The sequence below is a fragment of the Rhodococcus erythropolis R138 genome (genome assembly GCF_000696675.2).
GTDB lineage: Bacteria > Actinomycetota > Actinomycetes > Mycobacteriales > Mycobacteriaceae > Rhodococcus_F > Rhodococcus_F erythropolis.
The window spans coordinates 693,344-714,028 of the sequence record NZ_CP007255.1 but is presented as its reverse complement, the minus strand read 5'-3'; the positions used below and the strand labels follow the sequence as shown (position 1 = coordinate 714,028).

17 protein-coding genes are annotated in these 20,685 nt (G+C 64.0%); 13 read left to right on the top strand and 4 right to left on the bottom strand.

The window, feature by feature from the left end; translation table 11 throughout:
* Positions 1 to 2 precede the first annotated feature (2 nt).
* Entirely contained in the window at positions 3 to 983 is a 981-nt protein-coding gene (locus H351_RS03195; RefSeq protein WP_003942582.1) for a bile acid:sodium symporter family protein, read from the top strand.
* A 266-nt stretch (positions 984 to 1,249) separates the two neighbouring features.
* Here H351_RS03195 and H351_RS03185 read toward each other — a convergent pair whose 3' ends face one another.
* Both H351_RS03185 and H351_RS03180 read right to left on the bottom strand, forming a co-directional pair.
* The gene (locus H351_RS03185; RefSeq protein WP_020909845.1) at positions 1,250 to 1,855 is read right to left on the bottom strand and encodes a YqgE/AlgH family protein; all 606 of its coding nucleotides are present in this window, start codon (positions 1,853 to 1,855) and stop codon (positions 1,250 to 1,252) included.
* Between the two features lie 53 nt (positions 1,856 to 1,908).
* Positions 1,909 to 2,604, bottom strand: coding sequence for a TetR/AcrR family transcriptional regulator (locus H351_RS03180; RefSeq protein ID WP_020971476.1), 696 nt, complete (start codon positions 2,602 to 2,604; stop codon positions 1,909 to 1,911).
* Between the two features lie 134 nt (positions 2,605 to 2,738).
* Between H351_RS03180 and H351_RS03175 the strand changes: the two genes are divergently transcribed.
* From H351_RS03175 to H351_RS03160, 4 genes are read left to right on the top strand one after another with little or no spacing between them, the layout of a single operon-like run.
* On the top strand, positions 2,739 to 3,680 hold the full coding sequence (locus H351_RS03175) for an NAD-dependent epimerase/dehydratase family protein (protein ID WP_029256803.1): 942 nt from the start codon (positions 2,739 to 2,741) through the stop codon (positions 3,678 to 3,680).
* A 54-nt stretch (positions 3,681 to 3,734) separates the two neighbouring features.
* Positions 3,735 to 4,358 (top strand): TetR/AcrR family transcriptional regulator, encoded by a 624-nt coding sequence (locus H351_RS03170; RefSeq protein WP_019746188.1) that lies wholly within the window; start codon positions 3,735 to 3,737, stop codon positions 4,356 to 4,358.
* The gene (locus tag H351_RS03165; protein ID WP_029256804.1) at positions 4,342 to 5,979 is read left to right on the top strand and encodes an acyl-CoA dehydrogenase family protein; all 1,638 of its coding nucleotides are present in this window, start codon (positions 4,342 to 4,344) and stop codon (positions 5,977 to 5,979) included. Before H351_RS03170 ends, H351_RS03165 begins: the two co-directional genes overlap by 17 nt.
* Before the next feature lie 23 nt (positions 5,980 to 6,002).
* Complete coding sequence (locus H351_RS03160) at positions 6,003 to 7,310, top strand: MFS transporter (RefSeq protein ID WP_029256805.1); 1,308 nt, start codon at positions 6,003 to 6,005, stop codon at positions 7,308 to 7,310.
* Here the strand turns inward: H351_RS03160 and H351_RS03155 are convergent.
* On the bottom strand, positions 7,294 to 8,745 hold the full coding sequence (locus H351_RS03155; protein WP_029256806.1) for a CCA tRNA nucleotidyltransferase: 1,452 nt from the start codon (positions 8,743 to 8,745) through the stop codon (positions 7,294 to 7,296). The genes H351_RS03160 and H351_RS03155 overlap by 17 nt on opposite strands.
* Before the next feature lie 111 nt (positions 8,746 to 8,856).
* Between H351_RS03155 and H351_RS03150 the strand changes: the two genes are divergently transcribed.
* Genes H351_RS03150 through H351_RS03130 form a run of 5 tightly spaced genes read left to right on the top strand, consistent with a single transcriptional unit; the run spans position 8,857 to position 17,231 of the window.
* The gene (locus H351_RS03150) at positions 8,857 to 9,444 is read left to right on the top strand and encodes an NUDIX hydrolase (RefSeq protein ID WP_019746192.1); all 588 of its coding nucleotides are present in this window, start codon (positions 8,857 to 8,859) and stop codon (positions 9,442 to 9,444) included.
* Positions 9,441 to 11,795 carry a DUF6049 family protein gene (locus tag H351_RS03145; protein ID WP_020909854.1) on the top strand — a complete coding sequence of 785 codons (2,355 nt, stop codon included), beginning with the start codon at positions 9,441 to 9,443 and terminating at the stop codon, positions 11,793 to 11,795. The genes H351_RS03150 and H351_RS03145 overlap by 4 nt, the downstream gene beginning before the upstream one ends.
* Entirely contained in the window at positions 11,792 to 15,787 is a 3,996-nt protein-coding gene (locus H351_RS03140) for a lipid II flippase MurJ (protein ID WP_029256807.1), read from the top strand. Before H351_RS03145 ends, H351_RS03140 begins: the two co-directional genes overlap by 4 nt.
* Before the next feature lie 47 nt (positions 15,788 to 15,834).
* Positions 15,835 to 16,461, top strand: coding sequence for an RNA polymerase sigma factor SigM (sigM, locus tag H351_RS03135; RefSeq protein ID WP_019746195.1), 627 nt, complete (start codon positions 15,835 to 15,837; stop codon positions 16,459 to 16,461).
* A gap of 53 nt (positions 16,462 to 16,514) precedes the next feature.
* Positions 16,515 to 17,231 (top strand): hypothetical protein, encoded by a 717-nt coding sequence (locus H351_RS03130; RefSeq protein ID WP_029256808.1) that lies wholly within the window; start codon positions 16,515 to 16,517, stop codon positions 17,229 to 17,231.
* Between the two features lie 11 nt (positions 17,232 to 17,242).
* On the opposite strand, the gene H351_RS03125 is transcribed toward H351_RS03130, so the two are convergent.
* Entirely contained in the window at positions 17,243 to 17,809 is a 567-nt protein-coding gene (locus H351_RS03125; RefSeq protein ID WP_020909857.1) for a helix-turn-helix domain-containing protein, read from the bottom strand.
* A gap of 98 nt (positions 17,810 to 17,907) precedes the next feature.
* On the opposite strand from H351_RS03125, the gene nox reads away from it, so the two are divergent.
* The 3 genes from nox to trxA all read left to right on the top strand — a co-directional run bounded on the left by nox (position 17,908) and on the right by trxA (position 20,620).
* Positions 17,908 to 19,119 (top strand): 4,4'-dithiodibutanoate disulfide reductase, encoded by a 1,212-nt coding sequence (gene nox, locus H351_RS03120; protein ID WP_029256809.1) that lies wholly within the window; start codon positions 17,908 to 17,910, stop codon positions 19,117 to 19,119.
* 131 nt (positions 19,120 to 19,250) lie between these two features.
* On the top strand, positions 19,251 to 20,258 hold the full coding sequence (gene trxB / locus H351_RS03115; RefSeq protein WP_029256810.1) for a thioredoxin-disulfide reductase: 1,008 nt from the start codon (positions 19,251 to 19,253) through the stop codon (positions 20,256 to 20,258).
* Positions 20,259 to 20,296: 38 nt separating this feature from the next.
* Positions 20,297 to 20,620 carry a thioredoxin gene (gene trxA / locus H351_RS03110; protein ID WP_003942530.1) on the top strand — a complete coding sequence of 108 codons (324 nt, stop codon included), beginning with the start codon at positions 20,297 to 20,299 and terminating at the stop codon, positions 20,618 to 20,620.
* The last annotated feature ends 65 nt before the right edge of the window (positions 20,621 to 20,685 follow it).

The window sequence follows — 20,685 nt, the reverse complement described above, 5'->3', positions numbered from 1 at the left end:
AGGTGAAGTTTCTCAGTAGGTTCTACATCGACGGGTTCATCCTCGGCATCATCATCGCCGGCGTGCTCGGAAGTGTGTTCCCGGTATCGGGTACCGCGGAGAGCATTCTGAACTGGGCCACCAAGATCGCCATCGGCTTCCTGTTCCTGCTCTACGGTGCACGGCTCTCGCCGCAGGAAGCCTGGAAGGGCGTCAAGCACTGGCGACTGCACACTGTCGTCCTTGCCGCGACGTTTGTGCTCTTCCCGCTCATCGGCCTTGCGCTGCGATTCCTGTCGCCGACCCTGATCAGCGACGAGCTCTACACCGGCATCCTCTACATGTGCCTCGTTCCGTCGACGGTTCAGTCGTCGATCGCATTCACTTCGATCGCCAAGGGAAACGTCGCCGGCGCGATTGTCAGTGCGTCGTTCTCCAACCTGATCGGCGTCTTCGTCACCCCGTTGCTGGTGGTTCTGCTGATGAATACAACGGGCCAGGCGACGGTCGACTTCTCGTCGATCCTCGACATCGTCGTGCAGCTGCTGATCCCGTTCATCGTGGGCCAGCTGATCCGCCCGCTGGTGATCGGATGGCTGCAGAAGTATGCCGAGCCCACCAAGTACGTCGATCGCGGATCGATCCTCCTCGTTGTCTTCGCCGCCTTCAGCGAGAGCATGAAAGAGGGGATCTGGAGCACCATCACGATCTGGCAGATCGTGATCCTCACAATCGTGTGCTGCCTGATCCTCGCGCTGGTTCTCGGCGTGACCACTCTCGCGGGGCGCAAGCTCGGGTTCGACCTTCCCGATCAGATCGTCATCATCTTCTGCGGGTCGAAGAAGTCCTTGGCGACAGGCCTACCGATGGCGGCTGTACTGTTCGCGGGCCAGCCCGTCGGCCTGATCGTGTTGCCGCTGATGATCTTCCATCAGATCCAACTGATCGTCTGTGCTGCGATGGCGCAACGCTTCGCGAATCGGGATCCGGTGAGCGTCAGCTAGCGAGCAACTCGCCTCGGGTCGCGTCGACGCAGCCACAACCGCCCTGCAGTTCAGCACAATCGATGGACAACGCATGGCGACTCGATGCCAGGTCGACGCAGTTCACGCCGGTGCACTCGAGTGATCCGTCCGCATGTCGCAGCAAAGAATCGTGGCAGTGATCGACATCCGAAACACAATCCGCGCACTGGATCTGACGCTCAGCGATCATTGCTGCCACCTCTCTCGAAAACGATGACACAGGAATATCATCGACCTCCGACAGATCAGTTTCGTTCCACTTCGATGGGATGGCTGGCCAGCATTGCCACGGGGAGCGGTTGGCGTCGTAGCACCCGTGCCCAGACATCGACTCGGGGCGGCGTCAGCACATCGGACGGCAGTGAGCTGATCACCATCCAGTCTTCACGTTCGAGCTCCGAATCCAGCTGGCCCAGAGTCCAACCCGAGTAACCGGCAAAAATGCGGATCCCTTCGACCAGAGGAGCGATGACCTCCGGGTCCGAGTCCAGATCCACCATGACAACTTTGCCGTCCACCCGCCGCAGGCCGGCGACGCCGTCGATTCGTGCACCGTTGCGAGCGATCCCCAGGCAGAGCGCGGAGTCACGCTTGACGGGTCCACCGATATACAGGGCCGAAGGATGCGCGGTCAGCGGTGACCACTGCGGCAACACGTTCTGCACGGCCGTCTCACTCGGCCGATTGACGATGACACCAAGGCTCCCGGCGTCGTTGTGCTCGATCATGTAGATGACGGTGCGGCGAAATGCGGGTTCCGTGAGATCGGTCGACGACACCAACAAACTGCCCGGACGAACCTCCGGTTCTATCCAGGCCATTCGATCCTCGGGTTCTTCTGCGTGCGCCACAAAGACATCATCTCACCGACAACTGCGTGCGGAGGAACGAGACACAGGCGTGTTCAGGTCAGACCCGCCACATCGGCAAGTAGTGCCAGATGCCGCTCGAAAATCTCACTCGCATCGGTGAACGTATCGCTTCCGTACTGCCCGAACACCTCGAAGTTCACCGAACCGAACAGCGATACCCAGACGAGAGTTGCGCGCACCGCGGCATCCGGCGGCAGGTCGGTGCCCAGTTCTTTCCGCACTCCCTCGAGGTCCGTTGCCAGCGTGTCACTCAGGTCCGGGCCCTCTCGCACCGTGAGTGCACCCGCGCGATGGGCGGCGTCGATGATCCCGATCAGCCGGGTCACGACGAGGGTGCCAGGGCCGGTGGTCTGCTCGCCCGGAGCGTCGTAACCGGGGACGGGGCTACCGAACAGTAATCCGTATCGAGCCGGCTCCCGGATCGCCCAACTCCGGACGGCACGCCCGAGAGCAATGAACTGTCCGCGAAAATCTTCTGCTGCAACGGCATTCACGGCGGAGTCCACTTCCGCGCCCAGTTCCGTGTACCCGTCCACCACCAGCAAGGTCAGCAGTTCGTCGCGACTGGCGACGTAGCGGTACACCGCTGAGGACACGACTCCCAGATCACGCGCGACGGCCCTCAAGGACAACGCGGCGGCGCCGACGGCAGCAAGATGCTCGCGCCCGATCCGGGTGATGTCCTGCAGCGTCTGTTCGCGCGCCCGCTCTCGGGGAGTCCCAACCATGAGTCCATCTTGCCCCATGACCGAGAGCAGTATCAACAAAAGAGAGCACTGCTCTTGACAGCGCTGAGGCGCGGGTGCATTCTTGAAAACGAGAGCAGTGCTCTCAGTTCACCCGAAACGAGAAGGAGCACACCATGTCGAACCTCGAAATCGTCACCGGAGCAGGACCCGTCGGATCCGCCGTCGCGCTACAGCTCGCCGAGCAGGGAATCAACGTCCGGCTCCTGACCAGGTCCGGCAGCGGGCCCGAGCACCCTCTGATCGACCGCCGACGCGTCGACGTCTCGGATTCCGAGGCCCTGCGCTCGGTCAGCGAGGGCGCCACGGCCATCTACCACTGCATCCACGCCGCCTACAACGCAGCCGATTGGGAGCGGGAACTCCCGGCGGCCGAGAAGGTTGTGCTCGACGCGGCCGCATCCATCGGAGCCGTCGTGGTCTTCCCCGAAAGCCTCTACGCCTACAACTCCGACACCCTGATGACCGAATCCGATCCACGCAACGCCACCGGCGGCAAGCGCGGAGTGCGCACCGCGCTGCTGCGTGCTCGCGAGGCCTCCGCAACACCCACCGTCAGCGTCGTGGCCTCGGACTTCTTCGGCCCCCGCGTCCGCACCGCCCACGCCGGCGAGCGCATGGTTCCGAAGGTCATGGCAGGTAAGAAGATTCGTGTCATCGGATCCGCAGACCAGCCGCACTCCTTCACCTACATCCCCGATCTCGCGGCGGCGATGATCGCAGCAGCACACAACCCCGAACTCTGGAACTCCGTCATCCACGCACCCACCGGCCCCGCGCTCACTCAGCGCAAAATCGCCGAGGCCTTCGCCCGAGCCGCCGGGGCGACCCCCGCCAAGGTGGGTGTCCTGCCCGCCTGGGTGCTCGACGCCGTCGGCAAGATCAACACCGACAGCCGCGAACTCGCGGAGATGAACTACCAGTTCACCAAGCCGTTTGTCATGGACTCGAGTGCCAGCGAAGTGCTGCTCGGACTCTCGCCGACGCCGCTCGATCAGGCCGCCGAAGAGACCGTCACGTGGTGGCGCGCGGAACAGGCTCGCACCGCTGCTGCCTGAATCTGCAGGTGGGGGCTCTTGACGCAAGAACGGAACGGGTGTTCACTTCTTCACATGGCCTATCGCCGCACTCCGGCCGTACAAGAAAGACTGGACGCCCAACGCGCCCGACTGCTCGACGCGGCCACGACGGCAGTGGCAACCCACGGTTATGCGGGGTGTTCCATCGCCGCGGTGGCCAAGAACGCCGGCGTCGCCACCGGGACGCTGTATCGACATTTCGACGGCAAGGGTGAATTGTTCGCCGAAGTGTTCCAATCTGTCTGCAGCCGTGAGGTATCCGCGGCCCGCGACGCCGGAGACAATGCCCGAAGTCTGGAAGGCAACCACCGCTCCGCGGTATCGGCGTCGGTTCGAACCTTCGCCGAACGTGCCATGCGTGCACCGGTTCTCGCCTATGCCCTGCTGGTGGAGCCGGTGGATCCACTCGTCGACGAACAGCGACTCATGTTTCGCGAATCGTTCCGCGATTGCCTGGCCACCGCAATCCGCTCGGCCGTCGACACCGGTGAGATACCGTCGCAGGACGCCACTCTGACGGCAGCGTGCATCGTCGGGGCAATCGGCGAGGCCCTGATCCTTCCGCTGCGCGGCGGCACCACGGATCCCGCTGCGATCGATGCCATCCTCGCCTTCACCCTTCGATCGTTAGGGAGTTTCGATGACACCCACGCATGAAGTCACCAATCAGGTACCGCCCCTGATCGATTACGACGCAGCCGAATACGCGCCGATCCTCGAGGCACTACACCGCGAGGGAGCTTCGGACGCAGCCGAAGAGGTTCATCGCGTCGGGGTCCGCGCCGGCAGCGCGCAAGCTCAGGAGTGGGGCGACCTGGCCGAGGAGCACCCACCTGTCCTGAGAACCCACGACCGCTACGGCAACCGCATCGACGAGGTCCGCTACGACCCTGCCTATCACCAACTCATGAGCACCGCAGTGGAATTGGGATTGCACGGCGCTCCGTGGGTTGACCCGAATCCACACGCACACCTCGTCCGCGCCGCGAAGATGGCCGTGTGGGGTCAAACCGACGCCGGCCACGGCTGCCCCATCTCCATGACGTACGCCGTGATCCCAGCGCTGCGGCACAACGCGGATCTTGCCGCTCAGTACGAACCCCTCCTGACCACCCGGCACTACGATTCGGCGCTGAAAGCTCCCCTCACCAAACCCGGATTGATCGCCGGTATGTCGATGACGGAAAAACAGGGCGGTTCGGACGTGCGTGCCGGAACCACAAGGGCAGTGCCACAATCCGACGGTAGCTATCTCCTGACAGGCCACAAGTGGTTCACCTCCGCACCGATGTCGGACGTGTTCCTCGTCCTCGCCCAGGCGCCGGGCGGTCTGTCGTGCTTCTTCCTTCCTCGGGTCCTGCCGGACGGCTCGCTCAACAACATGTACCTGCAGCGTCTGAAGGACAAGTTGGGAAATCATTCCAACGCGAGCAGCGAGGTCGAGTACCGCGACGCTCTCGCGTGGATGGTGGGCGAGGAAGGCCGGGGCGTGCGCACCATCATCGAGATGGTCAACATGACCAGGTTGGACTGCACGATCGGAACGGCCACCGGCATGCGCGTCGGCACGCTGCAGGCAGTTCACCATGCGAATCATCGAAGTGCGTTCGGCGCCAACCTGATCGACCAACCTTTGATGCGCAATGTTCTCGCAGATCTGGCGGTGGAATCGGAAGCGTCGACTACCGTCGCGATGTGGCTGGCCGCTCTGACCGACCGCGCAACGTCGGGCGATGCCCACGCGAGCGCCCTACGACGCATTTCATTGGCCGTGAGCAAGTACTTCGTCTGCAAGCGCGGACCGATCCACGCTGCCGAGGCACTCGAGTGTCTGGGCGGAAACGGATACGTGGAGGAATCCCGGATGCCGCGCCTCTATCGCGAGGCTCCGCTGCTCTCGGTGTGGGAAGGGTCGGGCAACGTCGCGGCGCTCGACACTCTGCGGGCGATGGCGAAGCAACCCGAAACGCTGCAGGTGTTCTTCGACGAACTGAAACAAGCGAGTGGCGTGGACGCCCGCTTCGATCAGACCGTGCGGGATCTCGAGGTGGCATTCGGCGATTTCGACGACATCGAATACCGGGCACGAAAGATCGTCGGTGACATGGCACTCGCACTGCAAGCCTCGCTGCTGCTCCGCTACGGGCACCCCGCGGTGGCCGACGCATTCTGCGCGAGTCGGCTCGGAGATAGCTGGGGGAGCGTGTTCGGGACCCTGCCGAGGGGGATCGACATCGCGCCGATCCTCGAGCGGGCCACCGTCAAGATCGGCGCCTGACCCACCCACTACAGTTTCCGCTTATGAACCGAGCCTCGAACCGCCGCGAGGCCTGGCAGCGCGTACTGCACACCCTGCGTGAATCACCCGGCCTGGGAAGGCTGGCGCTCGTCCGCTTTTCCAGCCAGTTCGGCGACGGAATGTTCCAGGCCGCGCTCGGCGGCGCAATCCTCTTCAACCCGGAACGTGAAACCGATCCGGTGGCGATAGCGGCCGGCTTTGCCGTACTGCTCCTTCCCTATTCGGTGATCGGCCCCTTTGCCGGCGCTCTGCTGGATCGTTGGGACCGCCGCCTGGTGCTCCTGTGGGCGAGCGTGCTCCGCGGGCTCTTCATCCTGACCACCGCGGTGCTGCTGGTCGCCGGCGGCGGTGACACTCTGTTGTTGACGTGTGCGCTTGCTGCGATCGGGGTCAGCCGCTTTGTCGGGGCAGGCGTATCCGCAGCCCTGCCGAAGGTCGTTCGACAATCGTGGCTGGTGGCAACCAATTCCGTTCTCACAACGGCTGGTTCGGTGGTAGCCGCTCTTGGTGCTTCGGCAGCGGTGGCGATCATTGGCGTGATCGGCGCGGGGGATCGAGCGTCAGGCGCCGCCGTGGCCATCGCAGCACTGGGATCGGTGATCGCAGCCCTCGCCGCGGCCAGGTTCACCGCCCGCTCACTTGGTCCAGTGGCCGACGAAGTGATTCGTGCCAGCGCCGTCCGTTCGGTAACGGCCGGACTGCGCACCGGGGCAACCGCTGTCTGGGAGGCGCCTGGCGTCACCACGGCAATGATCGGGATCGGAGCGCACCGCATCTGCTTCGGCATCAACACCCTCATCATGGTGCTGGTCCTACGCGACACCTCGAACGGCTCCCAATTACCTGGAGGGATGGCCGGATTCGGCGTCGCCGTCGGCGCAACGGCCATCGGAATGCTGATCGCGGCATTGATCACACCATTCCTCATCCCGCGGATCGGTCGCTCACGGACGATCACGTACGCCCTGGTGTGCGCGGTGGCCGTCCAGCTCGTCTTCGTGACCACCCTGACGCAGGGATCGCTGCTGATCGCCGCCTTCCTGCTCGGCATCGCCGGGCAGTCCGTGAAACTCAGCGGCGACGCGGCCATGCAGATCGACATCGACGACGACCGTCGTGGCCAGGTATTCGCCTTGCAGGACACCGTGTTCAACGTCGCGTTCATCGGTGCGATCGCGGCAGCGTCGACGGTGATCGCACCCGCCGGCAAGAGCGTCGGCCTGGCCCTTGCCGGCGCGGGTGTCTATGCCGCCGGATTGTCAGCGGTGCTGATCAACCGCAAGAAACGAGAAACTAGCCCTGCTGGGTAGCCCACCACTTCAGCAGTTCGGCTTCGGCCTCGTCACGTTCGAGCGGGCCGCGATCCAGACGTAGTTCCTTGAGGAACGTCCATGCCTTGCCCACCTGCGGGCCGGCCGGGATGCCGAGCAGTTCCATGATGGCGTTGCCGTCGAGGTCCGGACGCACGCGAGCGAGGTCTTCCTGCTCCGCGATGCGCGCAATCCGCTCTTCGATGTCGTCGTATGTGGCCTGCAACTGCGCGGCGCGGCGCTTGTTACGCGTGGTGCAGTCGGCCCGGACGAGCTTGTGCAGCCGGGGGAGCAGCTCGCCCGCGTCGGTGACGTACCGCCGCACCGCGGAGTCGGTCCACTGCCCCTTGCCGTAGCCGTGAAAACGCAAGTGCAGGAACACGAGTTGCGAAACGTCGTCGACCATCTGCTTCGAGAATTTCAAGGCACGCATGCGCTTGCGCACCAGCTTGGCGCCAACCACCTCGTGGTGGTGGAAGCTGACGCCACCGCCTGGCTCGTTACGCTTGGTATCCGGCTTGCCGATGTCGTGAAGCAGTGCAGCCCAACGCAATACGAGGTCGGGATCGCCTTCTTCGAGATCGATCGCCTGCTGGAGCACGGTGAGGGAGTGCTGGTAGACGTCCTTGTGTTGGTGATGCTCGTCGATCTCGAGCTTCATCTGCGGAACCTCGGGCAGCACGTATGCAGCCAGTCCGGAGTCGACCATCATGTTGATGCCGTCCACCGGGTACATGCCCAGCATCATTTTGTTCAGCTCCACCTGCACACGCTCGGCGGTGATCCGCTCGATCTGCGACGCCATCTCCTTGATGGCCTCGAAAACGCGATTGTTCAACGTGAAACCAAGCTGCGAGACGAACCTGGCTGCGCGCAGCATCCGCAGCGGATCGTCGTTGAACGAGTTCTCCGGCGCCGACGGCGTATCGAGTTCCCCGGCCAGCAGGGCGTCCATGCCGTTCAGCGGATCGACAAACGTGTAGGAACCGTCCGCGCCGATCTTCATCGCCATCGCGTTGACGGTGAAATCGCGGCGCACCAGATCGTCGGCCAACGTCGTTCCGTACTCGACTATCGGATTACGTGAGACACGGTCGTAAGCGTCGGCCCGGAAGGTCGTGATCTCGATCTCCTGGCCGTGTTTGATGGCGCTGATGGTCCCGAACTCGATGCCGGTGTCCCACTGCTTGTCCACCCAGCCCTTGAGCAGAGCCTGAACCTTCTCCGGCCTGGCGTCCGTCGTGAAGTCCAGATCGCCACTGAAGCGGCCCAGGATCGCGTCGCGAACACTGCCACCCACCAGGAACAGCTCGTGACCGGCCTCGGCAAAACGCTCACCGAGCGGGTTCAACACGTCGGACAACGTGCCGAGCGTTGCAGTGGCGTCGGCAAGCAGTCGTAGGCGGCGATCAGCGTCGGAGGTAGGGACAGTCACGTGAAAGGAGCTTACTTAAGGTGCGCAAATAGCAGAACGCGCATACGAACGCGATAGACCGCTTTGCGCGGGTTACCGGGCAACGCTGCAAGGCCAACTAGTATCGATGAGGTGTCTGGTGCCGAACGAACAAACAGGAGTCGCCGCAACCCGCGGCGTCGACCTGCCGTCGGCAACCCCGATAAACCTTTGATGCGAACCGTCCGTGAAACTTCTGCGGGCGGCTTGGTCGTCGACGGCTGGGGCGGACCTCCCGAACGCCTCTGCGCTGCACTGATCGGCCGAACCGACCGCCGCGGACGCCTGCTCTGGTCGCTACCCAAGGGCCATATCGAGCAGGGTGAGACGGCCGAACAGACCGCAATGCGTGAGGTCGAGGAAGAAACCGGTATCCAGGGAACCGTCCTGGCACCGCTGGGCAGCATCGACTACTGGTTCGTGACCGAAGGTCGGCGCGTCCACAAGACCGTGCACCACTATCTCCTCCGCTTTCTCGGCGGTGAACTCTCCGACGAGGACATCGAGGTCACCGAAGTCGCCTGGGTGCCGCTGACGGAACTGCACAAGCGACTCGCATACGCCGACGAGCGCAAGCTGGCCGAACTTGCATCGCAGATGATCGCCGAAATGCCGCGACCTGAAATGCACCGACCTGAAATCCCGCGAGTACAGCACCCGAAGGAACCGGACGCCGGATGAGAATGGCTCTGCGGCGGGCCGGTGTGGCCGCTTTGGTGATGGCCGCTGTCGGTTTCGGGCCCGCGACGACGGCCGTCTCCTGGGCCGCTCCGTCCAGCCAGCCCAGTGAGCGTGCACCGGCGCGAAACACCAACGATGCCAAATTTCTGCAGCTGACCATCGACTCCACCGCACCGACCACCGTGACGACAACCAGCGACCGCAACGTCGTGGTCAAGGGCACGGTGAAGAACGTCGGTGACCGTCCCGTCGAGGACGTCGGAGTGAGGCTGCAACGCGCTCCCGCGATCGACTCCAGTTCCGACGTGCGCGCAGCACTCGATTTCGACCAGGCTGTTTTCGACACGGTCGGCGAATTCGACACCGTTGCCACCACCCTCGACACCGGCCAGTCCAAGCAGTTCACACTCACCTTGCCGCTCCGGAGCACAACCGGGTTGTCTCTCGACATCACCGAACCGGGCGTCTACCCGATGCTCGTCAACGTGAACGGCACCCCGGAATACGGCGGGGCCGCCCGACTCGACGACGCACGCTTCCTGCTCCCAGTGCTCGGTGTGCCGGCCGCGGCCGAATCGAACGCCACATCCGGAACACCCAGTTCGTCCGCGACGGCCGTCGTTCCCCCCGACACGTCCGCCCCGATCGGCGTCACGCTCATGTGGCCGCTGGCCGACGCGCCACGACTCGTCGGCGGAATCCCGGGCGCGGTCAACGAGCCCGTGCGCCTGATCGACGACGAACTTGCCACCGAACTTTCCGACGGCGGGCGCCTGGACGCGTTGGTCGATGCGGTGGAGAACGCCACCAAGCCCGAGAGCGATACCGATCGCCGCGTCACGGATGCGCTCTGCCTGGCAATCGACCCCGACCTTCTGATCACCGTCGAGAACATGACTCGCGGATACCTCGTGGCCGACAACTCGTCAGATCCCACCGGACCGTCGCACGAAGGCCGTGGCAGCGACGCCGCCAACCAATGGCTCGGCCGGGTGAAGACCCTCGCCTCCTCGATGTGCACTACGGCGGTTCCGTTCGCCCAGGCCGATCTCGCCGCAGTCACCTCGGTGGCCAATCCGGAGTTGACGGCTACCGCGCTCGCACGCCCGGCAGACATCGTCGACAACATCCTCGGCGTGACGTCACTGCGAGATTTCGTCTGGCCGGATTCGGGTGTCCTCGACTCGGCCACCGCAGAGGTGCTGAGCGTGAATCCCACCACAGCGATGGTGGCTGACACCTCCGTCGACTCGGCAGCCCCGCAACTGTCGTCGCGGATAACCGGCTCACTCGACGCGCTTGCGTTCGACACTTCGGCAGCCGCAGCCTTGGCCGCCACCGGCTCGGAGCCGCAGGTCCCGTCGTACATCCCCGACGACACCGCGCCGACCATCGACATCGAATCGCGCAGCGCCCGGCGCCAGGACGCGCTGGGAGCGATGGCGTGGGCCGCGCTGACGCCGACTTCTCTGCCGCGCAATCAGATCTTCGCGCCGCCGCAACTGTGGACCGCGGACAGCAACGACGCCACCGCCGTGCTCTCGATGCTCGCGACCCTCATTCGCTCTGGCCTCGCCTCACCTCAGGCCCTGCCCGCACTACTCGGCAGACAACCGGGGGCCACTGACGCCGCCACGCTCGACTACCCGGACCGAGCCACCCAGGACGGTCCGCAGACGTCCGTCGTCGAGACCGCAACCACCCAACTTCCGCGTATCGACGGGCTCGAAGCTTCGCTCGTGGACGATCCGGCGGCTTCGCTCACCCCCCGGGGATTCACGGCGCCGCTCCGCGAAGATCTACTTCGCTCGATGACCTTGGCGGATCGCCGCAACGTCGACTCCGCATCGGTCAATCGGGCGGAGCGAGCTGCGACCATCCGCGCCGACAACGTCACCGAAGCCGTCGACGGGATGTACCGGGCCGTCAGTGTGGTGTCGCCGGGCGGCGTCTACACCCTCGCGTCGGGGCAGAGTCCGCTCCTGCTGGTGGCGCGCAACGAGTTGCCCATCGCCATCAACGTCGACCTGCGTGTGGAAGCCCCACCCGAGATGCAGATCAGTGACATCGGTCCCAAACAGCTGCCGCCGCGAGGTAGCCGACAGTTGACTGTGCCCGCGGAAATGAACGATTCTCGCAAGCTGGAAGTCAACTTCTCGCTGACCACGACAGATGGCCGCCAATTGGGTACGCCGACCAGCGTGACCGTACGGTCGAATGCGTACGGTCGTCCCCTGGCCGCCGTGACGGCGACAGCGGGAGGGTTGCTGCTGTTCCTGGCAGGGCGACGGCTGTGGCATCGATTCAAGGGTCAGCCGGACCCAGCAGATGAAGGGTACGAACGCTCATGACCGGGAATCCACCCGAGGAGGGTCGCCGATCGGCGATCACCCGCAAGAGTGCCACGACCCGTTCGCATCCTCGGATGCCACCGTGGGAGCGCGGCTACCCGATTCAGCCGGTCAACCCGGACGCACGTTTCGACGACGCACCCACCATGACCATCCCGGTGATCCGCGACTATCCCAGATATCGCGAAGCCGAGATGGAATTCGCCGATCGGCAGGCGACCAAGTCGGACGAGTTCGACACCGACGCGCACGCCCTGGTCGGTGATCGTAAGGAGACGAACTCCCGCCTCCTCGCGGCGACGGGTTCCATCGCGATCGCGACGCTGACGAGCCGCATCACGGGATTCGCCAAGCAGTTGATGATCCTGATGGTCCTCGGCCCGGCCATCGCCAGTTCGTTCACCGTGGCCAGCCAGATCCCGAACATGATCGCGGAGCTCGTCCTGGGCGCCGTTCTGACCGCGATCGTCGTCCCCGTGCTGGTCCGCGCCGAGCGGGAGGACGCCGATCACGGCGAAGCATTTGTCCGACGCCTCTTCACGGCGTCGCTCGTTCTACTGGGAATGGCCGCGCTGCTCGCGACCCTGGCAGCACCCGTACTCACCAAATACGTCTTCCTGTCCGAAGACGGCAAGGTCAGCACCGACCTGACCACGGCGCTGTCGTATCTACTTCTGCCGGCGATCCTGTTCTACGGGCTGTCGGCACTGTTCACAGCGTTTCTGAACACAAGGCAGATCTTCAAGCCCGGAGCCTGGGCTCCCGTACTCAACAACGTCGTCGTCCTCGTGGTGCTCGTGGTCTACCGCCTGACTCCGGGCGAGATCTCGCTTGATCCGGTCTCGATGGGCGACGCCAAGCTGCTCACCCTCGGCATCGGCATCACCATCGGCGTCATCGTGCAGGCAGCCAGCCTGATCCCCGCGCTTCGCCGCGAGAAGATCTCGCTCAAGCCGCTGTGGGGTCTCGACGATCGCCTGCGCCAGTTCGGCGGCATGGCCGTCGCCATCGTCTTGTACGTCCTGATCAGCCAGATGGGCATGATCTTCGCGACCAAGATTTCCTCACATGCCGACGAAGCCGGCCCTGCCATCTACAGCCAGGCCTGGTTGCTCCTGCAGCTCCCTTACGGCGTGCTCGGAGTGACGGTTCTGACCGCGATCATGCCGCGCCTGAGCCGCAACGCTGCGGCCGACGACACCCCGGCCGTCGTGGACGACCTGTCGGTGGCAACACGTCTGACCATGATCACGCTGGTTCCGATCATCATGTTCCTGACCTTCATGGGTCCGCAGGTCGGTGAAGCGCTTTACGGTTACGGCCGCTTCGGGCCCGAACAGGCCGAACGTCTCGGCACTGCCGTGAGCTGGTCGGCATTCACGTTGATTCCGTATGCGCTGGTCCTGATCCAACTTCGTGTGTTCTACGCCCGCGAACAAGCCTGGACGCCGACGTGGATCGTTCTCGGCATCACTGCAGTGAAAATCGCTTTCTCGGCGCTCGCTCCGGTCTTCGCCTCCAACAGCGATCAGGTCGTGATCCTGCTCGGTGCGGCCAACGGTCTCGGATACATCACCGGCGCCGTCATCGGCGGATACCTCCTGCACCGCAGCCTCGGAAACCTGCAGATGGCCAACGTGGGCAAGACAGTCTGGTCCGTCGTACTCGCCTCGCTGGCCGGTTCGCTGACCATGCTCGCGGTCGACCGCGTCCTCGGATTCGATCAACTCACCGAGCGTTTCGGCGGACCCGGCTCGATGGTTCGCGTCGCCGTCGGCGGCATCCTGATGCTCGCGATCACCTTCACGATTCTCTACTTCAAGAAGGTTCCGGAAGTTCTGTCGGTAACGGTTGCGGTCTCCCGCAAGATTCGTTCACTGACAGGTCGCGCCGAACCGGACACACGTAACAACACCGACGACGACGTCACCGAGCTGATTCCTGCAATCAGAACGGAATCAAACGAGCAAGAACGACCGGGTGCGCTCCCGTACCCTGGTCATGGGCGTACAGGATCGCAACCCGCGCGTATTCGGGGACGGGCTATCGATGGAGAAGGAGCGAGGGTGAGCGACGACAACGTTTCCGGCAACAAGAGTGCCGGGACTTCTGCCGTGAAAGCGTCCGAACAGAAGTCAACGGCATCGTCGGGCACACCTGCATCCACGAGTTCCTCCGCATCTGCCGGCCAGAAGCCACAGCAGGGTCAGAGGCCACAGCAGCCCGCGCAGCGGCCGGTCCAGAAGCCACAGCAGGGCCAGAAGCCACAGCCGCCGGTGCAGAAGGCCGCACCGCCGGTGCCTCCGGTCAGTGTGTCGAAGACACCTTCAGCTCCCGTGTCGAAGACACCCGCGTCGAAGACGCCTGCTCCGGACAAGAAGGCATCCGAACCTCAGAAGACGGCTGCAGCTCAGACACCGCCGCCCGCTGCGCCTCGCACACCTGCCGCCGGATCCGCATCACGACCGGCCCAGCGACCGATGCCCCGTGGACCCAAGCTCATCCCGGGCGCCTCTGTCGCCGGCGGACGCTACCGTCTGCTCGCGCCGCACGGCGGAACCCGTGGACTGCAGTTCTGGGAAGCTCTCGACGTCAAGCTCGACCGTGAAGTAGCCCTGACGTTCGTCGACGCCGATCAGCGCGGTGACGACGACAGCCAGTCCGGACCGCAGGCAGTTCTCTCACGCACTCTGCGCCTGGGACGAATCAACTCGCCCGGTCTGGCTCGCGTCCTCGACGTCGTCCGCGGAAGTTCGGGCGGCATCGTCGTCGCCGAATGGACTCCCGGTCGCTCGCTGCGTGAGATGGCCGAGACCACGCCGTCACCGATCGGTGCAGCCCGCGCCATCCGTGCCCTGGCGGCCGCTGCCGAAGCTGCTCACCGCACCGGCGGCGCGCTGTCCATCGATCACCCGGACCGCGTTCGCATCAGCATCAACGGTGACGCCGTACTGGCGTTCCCGGCGACGCTTGCCGACGCCGATTCCACCAGCGACGTCCGCGGTCTCGGCGCCATGCTGTACTCGCTCATCACGGCGCGCTGGCCGCTCGCCGATCCGTCCGCCGGTCCCGTCGGTGGTTTGCTTCCCGCAGGCCGCGGCGCCGACGGCAACATCGTCGAGCCTCGGGTCGTCCGTCCGGAGGTTCCGTTCGACATCTCGGCCGTCGCAGTTCGAGCGTTGCAGTCGGAGAGTGGAATCCGCACTGCTGCCACCGTGCAGCACATTCTCGATCAGGCGTCCGTCGTCAACGACAAGACGGAAATGATTCCGGCACTTCGTCTCGGCCACCGCGAACAGGGTGCGTCGGGTCACGCACTGAACGACCCTGAAGCCATCGAGGCCGAGAAGAAGAAGTCGACGCGGATGCTCGCGGCACTGACGGCGCTCGGTGTCTTCACCGTGATCGTCCTGATTCTCCTTGTGGTGTGGGTAGCGAGCTTCCTCTCGGGCGGCAGTAACGACACCCCGCTCAGCGAGCAGAGTTTCGGCCTGACCACCGAAGCTACTGCGCCCGAGAACAATTCACCTGCCCCCGCACCGGCGGCGGCAACCGTGCCGGTAGCCGCCTCGGCCGTAACGGTGTTCTCGCCCCAGGGCACGCCGGATCAGCCGGCAACGGCGAAGAACGCCATCGACGGCAATCCGGCCACCGCATGGTCGTCGGACTCGTACTTCCAGCCCTTCCCGTCCCTGAAGAACGGCGTCGGCCTGATGGTGACGCTCGCCGATGCGGCCAACCTGAAGAACATTGCGATCACGTCCGATTCGCCCGGAACCGTCGTTGAAATCCGTTCTGCCCCTTCTGCGAATACTTCGCTGGATCAGACCAAGGAAATCGGATCCGGTGTACTGAAGAACGGTGTGACCGACATTCCGCTCTCGTCGGACGGCTCGGGTCAGTATGTCCTGGTTTGGATTACGCAGCTCAGCACCGAATCCGGACAAAACCAGACATCGATCTCGGAGATTGCATTCACTGCTGCAAAGTGATCGCCCTTGGCCCTTCTGAAACCTACCGACTGGGCTAATATCCGCCCGTGCACAGTTATCGGGGGGGCACCGGGGGCGGAGCCGGAAATTTCGAATCCAGAAGTTTCGAGAACAAAAATCTCGAGCCGACGGATTTCGAATTGTTGACCGCTCATGTCGCGGGCGATCGACACGCGTTCCGTGAACTACTGGTCCGGCATCAGGATCATCTGTGGCACGTTGCCCGGCGTACGAGTTACTCGGACGAGGACGCGGCAGACGCACTCCAGGAGGGTCTGCTCTCCGCGCACCGCAAGGCGGCGAAGTTCCGCGGCGACGCGGCGGTGCGTAGTTGGCTCCACACCATCGTGGTCAATGCCTGCCTTGACCGGATCCGACGCAACAAATCGCGCGCCGCGTTCTCTTTGTCTTCCGAGAATGCGGAGGAACCCCGTGATCATCGCGATTACGCGGCGGGAGTGGACATGAGCCTGACCGTCGAACAAGCGCTGGCATCGCTGCCTCCTGAGCAGCGCGCTGCCGTCGTCGCCGTCGATGTCGAGGGGTATCCGGTGGCCGAGGCCGCCGAGAGGTTGGGAGTGCCCGTAGGGACCGTGAAGAGTCGCTGCGCCCGCGCGCGCAAGCGCCTCGCCGCCCAGTTGGAGGACTTTCGCGAAGGCGGGAACCATTCGTGAACCGGCCGCGTCCTATCTTGTAAGCGTCCACACCGACTGCCGAGGGAGGGTTCATGACAGATCCGTCTGTTCGCGTTCCGTCGCCTCCGTTTTCGGAGGACCTCTTGGCGGATCTTCACGCCGGGGTTCTCGATCCCGAAACCAGTGCAGCTCTGTGGCCGCTGGTACACGCAGACGCCGACGCCCATGCATTTGTCACTACTCTCGACAGCGTCACAGCATCACTCGCGACACTGAACTCGCGCGAGGCCTCTCACGAACGGATTCCGAATTCGCTTGCCGAGCGAATCAATTCGGCACTGGATCTACAGTCCGGTCAGGACGAGCCGTCAGTAGAGACAACCGTCGTGCCGTTCCGGCGACGCCCACAAGCGTGGCTGCTCGGTGCCGCAGCAGCCGTGTTGGTGGCCTTCGTGATCGTTGTGATCGGAACCCGAGATTCCGAACCTGCCGAAAGCGTTGTCGCTCAACCAAGCACACCGGCGACATCTGCTGTGGACGATCCGGATTCGGCGTCCCTGCTTTCACTTATCGGATCCAAAAACCTTGGACCACTGGATGATCCGTCCAAGCTTGCCGGCTGCCTGAGCGCCAATGGCATCGACGAGGGCAGGCCTGTGCTCGGCTCGGGTGAGGTTCGCATCGACGGTGTACCGGCGATAGTCCTACTCTTCGCGGGATCGCAGCCGCGTCAGATCACTGCACTCACTGTTGGCATCAACTGCAGCGACGGTAATCCGAATACGTTGTCAATCAAGAACATCGGTTGACGTCGACGGTGTCAGCGCGGTGTTGCCGCGGGCAGCAGGAGCTCGAGGATTCTCCCGCGCAATGCATCCGTATCGTCCTCGACCGCTATCAGACTCGAAAACATCGCTGCTCCGGCCGCCAATACCAGCACGGCCTTGGCATCGAGCAGTGCCGATTCGGGATCTTCGGCATTCTGAAGGAACAGTTGCGTGCTCGGCCCACTGAAACCGCGCCACAATTCGTTGCGTAGGTCGTCATGGTCGCGCAGCGCAGCCAGCAGTCCCGGCGACGCAGCACGAACCTCGGGCCGCGAGAAGAGCTGAGCACTTCCCTCCACCACCCAACGGATCCAGCCGTCGCGATCGGTGCCCTCGAACGGTGTCAGGTCAGGTGTCGCACCCAGGATCGACCCGAGAACTAGATGTGCCTTCGACGGCCATCGTCGTGACATCGAGGCTCGGCTGACCCCTGCCCGTGCCGCGATCGCCCGGAGACTGAGTTGCTCCCATCCGACCTCGAGGAGCATCGCTCGGGTGACCTCGAGGACTGTGTCGTCGATGCGTGGGTCTCGTGGGCGACCTGATCCTGTGGCGTTCATCGTGTCGAATTGTCGGACAGATTGGGAGTAGGCGCTATATCGTCGTAGTTACGAGTCCACTGGCATCGTAAAGATCAGGCCGCCGCAGGAAGTTGAAAATGACCACAGCGCCCACACCGTCGATATTCGAACCCGCACGTCTCGGCCCTCTGACCTTGCGCAACCGCATCGTCAAAGCTGCAACGTTCGAGGGCGTCATGCCCCGGGGAGCGGTCTCGGACGATCTGATCAACTTCCACGCTGAAGTCGCCAGGGGCGGGGCCGCGATGACCACCGTCGCCTACTGCGCCGTCTCACCAGGTGGACGAGTCCACCGCGACACCCTTGTCATGGACGAGCGCGCACTGCCGGGACTGCGCAGACTGACCGACGCAGTCCACGCCGAAGGCGCGCTTGCCGCGGCGCAGATCGGCCACGCGGGACTGGTTGCCAACACGCTTTCCAACAAGACGAAGACCCTCGCGCCGTCAACCCGGCTGAGTCCGCCCGCAATGGGCCTCGTCAAAGGCGCGACGCTCGCCGAACTCGACGGTGTCGTCTCCGACTTCGAACGGACCGCCCGCGTCGCAGTGGACGCAGGATTCGACGCCATCGAGGTCCATCTCGGTCACAACTATCTACTCAGTTCGTTCATGAGCCCCAATCTGAACAAACGCCACGACCGATACGGTGGCAGCGTCGCCAAGCGCGCCGAGTATCCGCGTCGAGTCATCGAAGCGGTGCGAGTGGCCGCTGGATCCAGCGTGGCGGTCACCGCGAAATTCAACATGTCCGATGGGGTGCCGAAAGGTCTGTGGCTCGACCAGAGCCTGCCGATAGCCCAGATTCTCGAAGCCGACGGCCACCTGGACGCGATGCAATTGACCGGTGGCAGTTCACTTCTCAACGGAATGTACTTCTTCCGCGGCGAGGTCCCACTGGCTGAGTTTGTCGCCTCCCAACCCAAACTCGTCGGGTACGGGCTGAAGTTCTACGGTCCCAAAATCTTTCCGACGTACCCGTTCGAGGAGGGTTTCTTCCTGCCCTTCGCCCGTCAGTTCCGACAGGCGCTGAGGATGCCACTGATCCTGCTCGGCGGCATCAACCGCGTCGACACCATCGAGCACGCACTGGATGAAGGATTCGAGTTCGTCGCCATGGCGCGCGCACTGCTCAGGGACCCACAACTGGTCAACAAATTTCAGGCCGAGAGCGTCGACCAGGGTCTGTGTATCCACTGCAACAAGTGCATGCCCACCATCTACACCGGCACGCGCTGTGTGGTTCGGGACGCGCTGGTGGTTCGGGAGGCACCGCGCCTCGGCCAGTGAGTCCCGCGCTGTGAGCTGCCGGCTGTGAGCCACTTTCCATCGGAGTGCGGGAACAACACCCCTTATCCTGGTGTTGATCGGTACGGCTCTCCAAGAAGCGGAGGGTCTGCACTCACTATTGGAAGGCTCGCATGACCACCCAGCTGGAAACCACGCCCGCGGTCCATGACGTCATCATTGTCGGTTCCGGACCGGCCGGCTACACCGCTGGTGTCTACACCGCGCGCGCTGAGCTCCAGCCCCTGCTCTTCGAGGGAACCCAGTTCGGTGGCGCCCTCATGACCACCACCGAGGTCGAGAACTTCCCCGGATTCCGCGAAGGAATCATGGGCCCCGATCTGATGGAACAGATGCGCGAGCAGGCACTGCGCTTCGACACCGACATCCGCACCGAGGACGTCGAAGAGATCGATCTCAGCGGCCCGATCAAGACGGTCGTCGCGAACGGCGAAACCTACACCGCGCACGCGATCATCCTCGCCATGGGCGCAGCAGCCCGCTACCTGGGCATTCCCGGTGAAGAACGCCTCCTCGGCCGCGGCGTCAGCGCCTGCGCCACCTGCGACGGCTTCTTCTTCCGTGACCAGGACATCGTCGTGGTCGGCGGCGGCGACTCCGCGATGGAAGAAGCAACCTTCCTCACCCGCTTCGCTCGCTCGGTCACCCTGGTGCACCGCCGCGAGGAGTTCCGCGCCTCACGGATCATGCTCGAGCGCGCCAAGGCCAACGAGAAGATCCGCTTCCTGACCAACGCCGAGCCCGTCGAGGTGCTCGGTGAGAACAGCGTCACCGGCCTCGTCGTGCGCGACACCGTCACCGGCGAGACCTCCACACTCGAGATCACCGGCATGTTCGTCGCCATCGGCCACGACCCGCGCAGTGAACTCGTCAAGGGCCAGGTCGATCTCGACGACGCCGGATACGTGCGCGTCGCTCCCGGTTCCACCGCGACCTCCGTCGACGGCGTCTTCGCCGCCGGTGACCTGGTCGATCACACGTACCGTCAGGCGATCACCGCTGCCGGCACCGGATGCTCCGCAGCAATCGACGCCGAACGCTGGCTGGCCGACCGCGGCGACATCACCGCCAACACGCTCGACGCAGCCGGCCACACGGTCGACGTCGTCGGCGCTCCCTGATTCATCAAGCTGTCGTACCCAACCCTCGAGGAGTAACAGTGTCGAATACCGTCACCATCACCGACGATTCCTTCAAGCAGGACGTCCTGGGCAGCGACAAGCCCGTTCTGGTCGATTTCTGGGCAACCTGGTGCGGCCCGTGCAAGATGGTCGCCCCGGTCCTCGAGGAGATCGCCGGCGAGAACAGCGAGAAGCTGACCGTCGCCAAGCTCGACATCGATGCCAACCCCGCGGCCGCGCGCGATTTCCAGGTCATGTCGATCCCGACGATGATCCTGTTCAAGGACGGCAAGCCGATCAAGACGATCGTCGGCGCCAAGGGCAAGGCCGCGCTGCTCAAGGACCTCGCAGACGTTCTCTGACGGCTGGGTGAGCATCGTGGATTCTCGCAATCCACAGAATTTCTGAGATAATCGATCGATGTGCC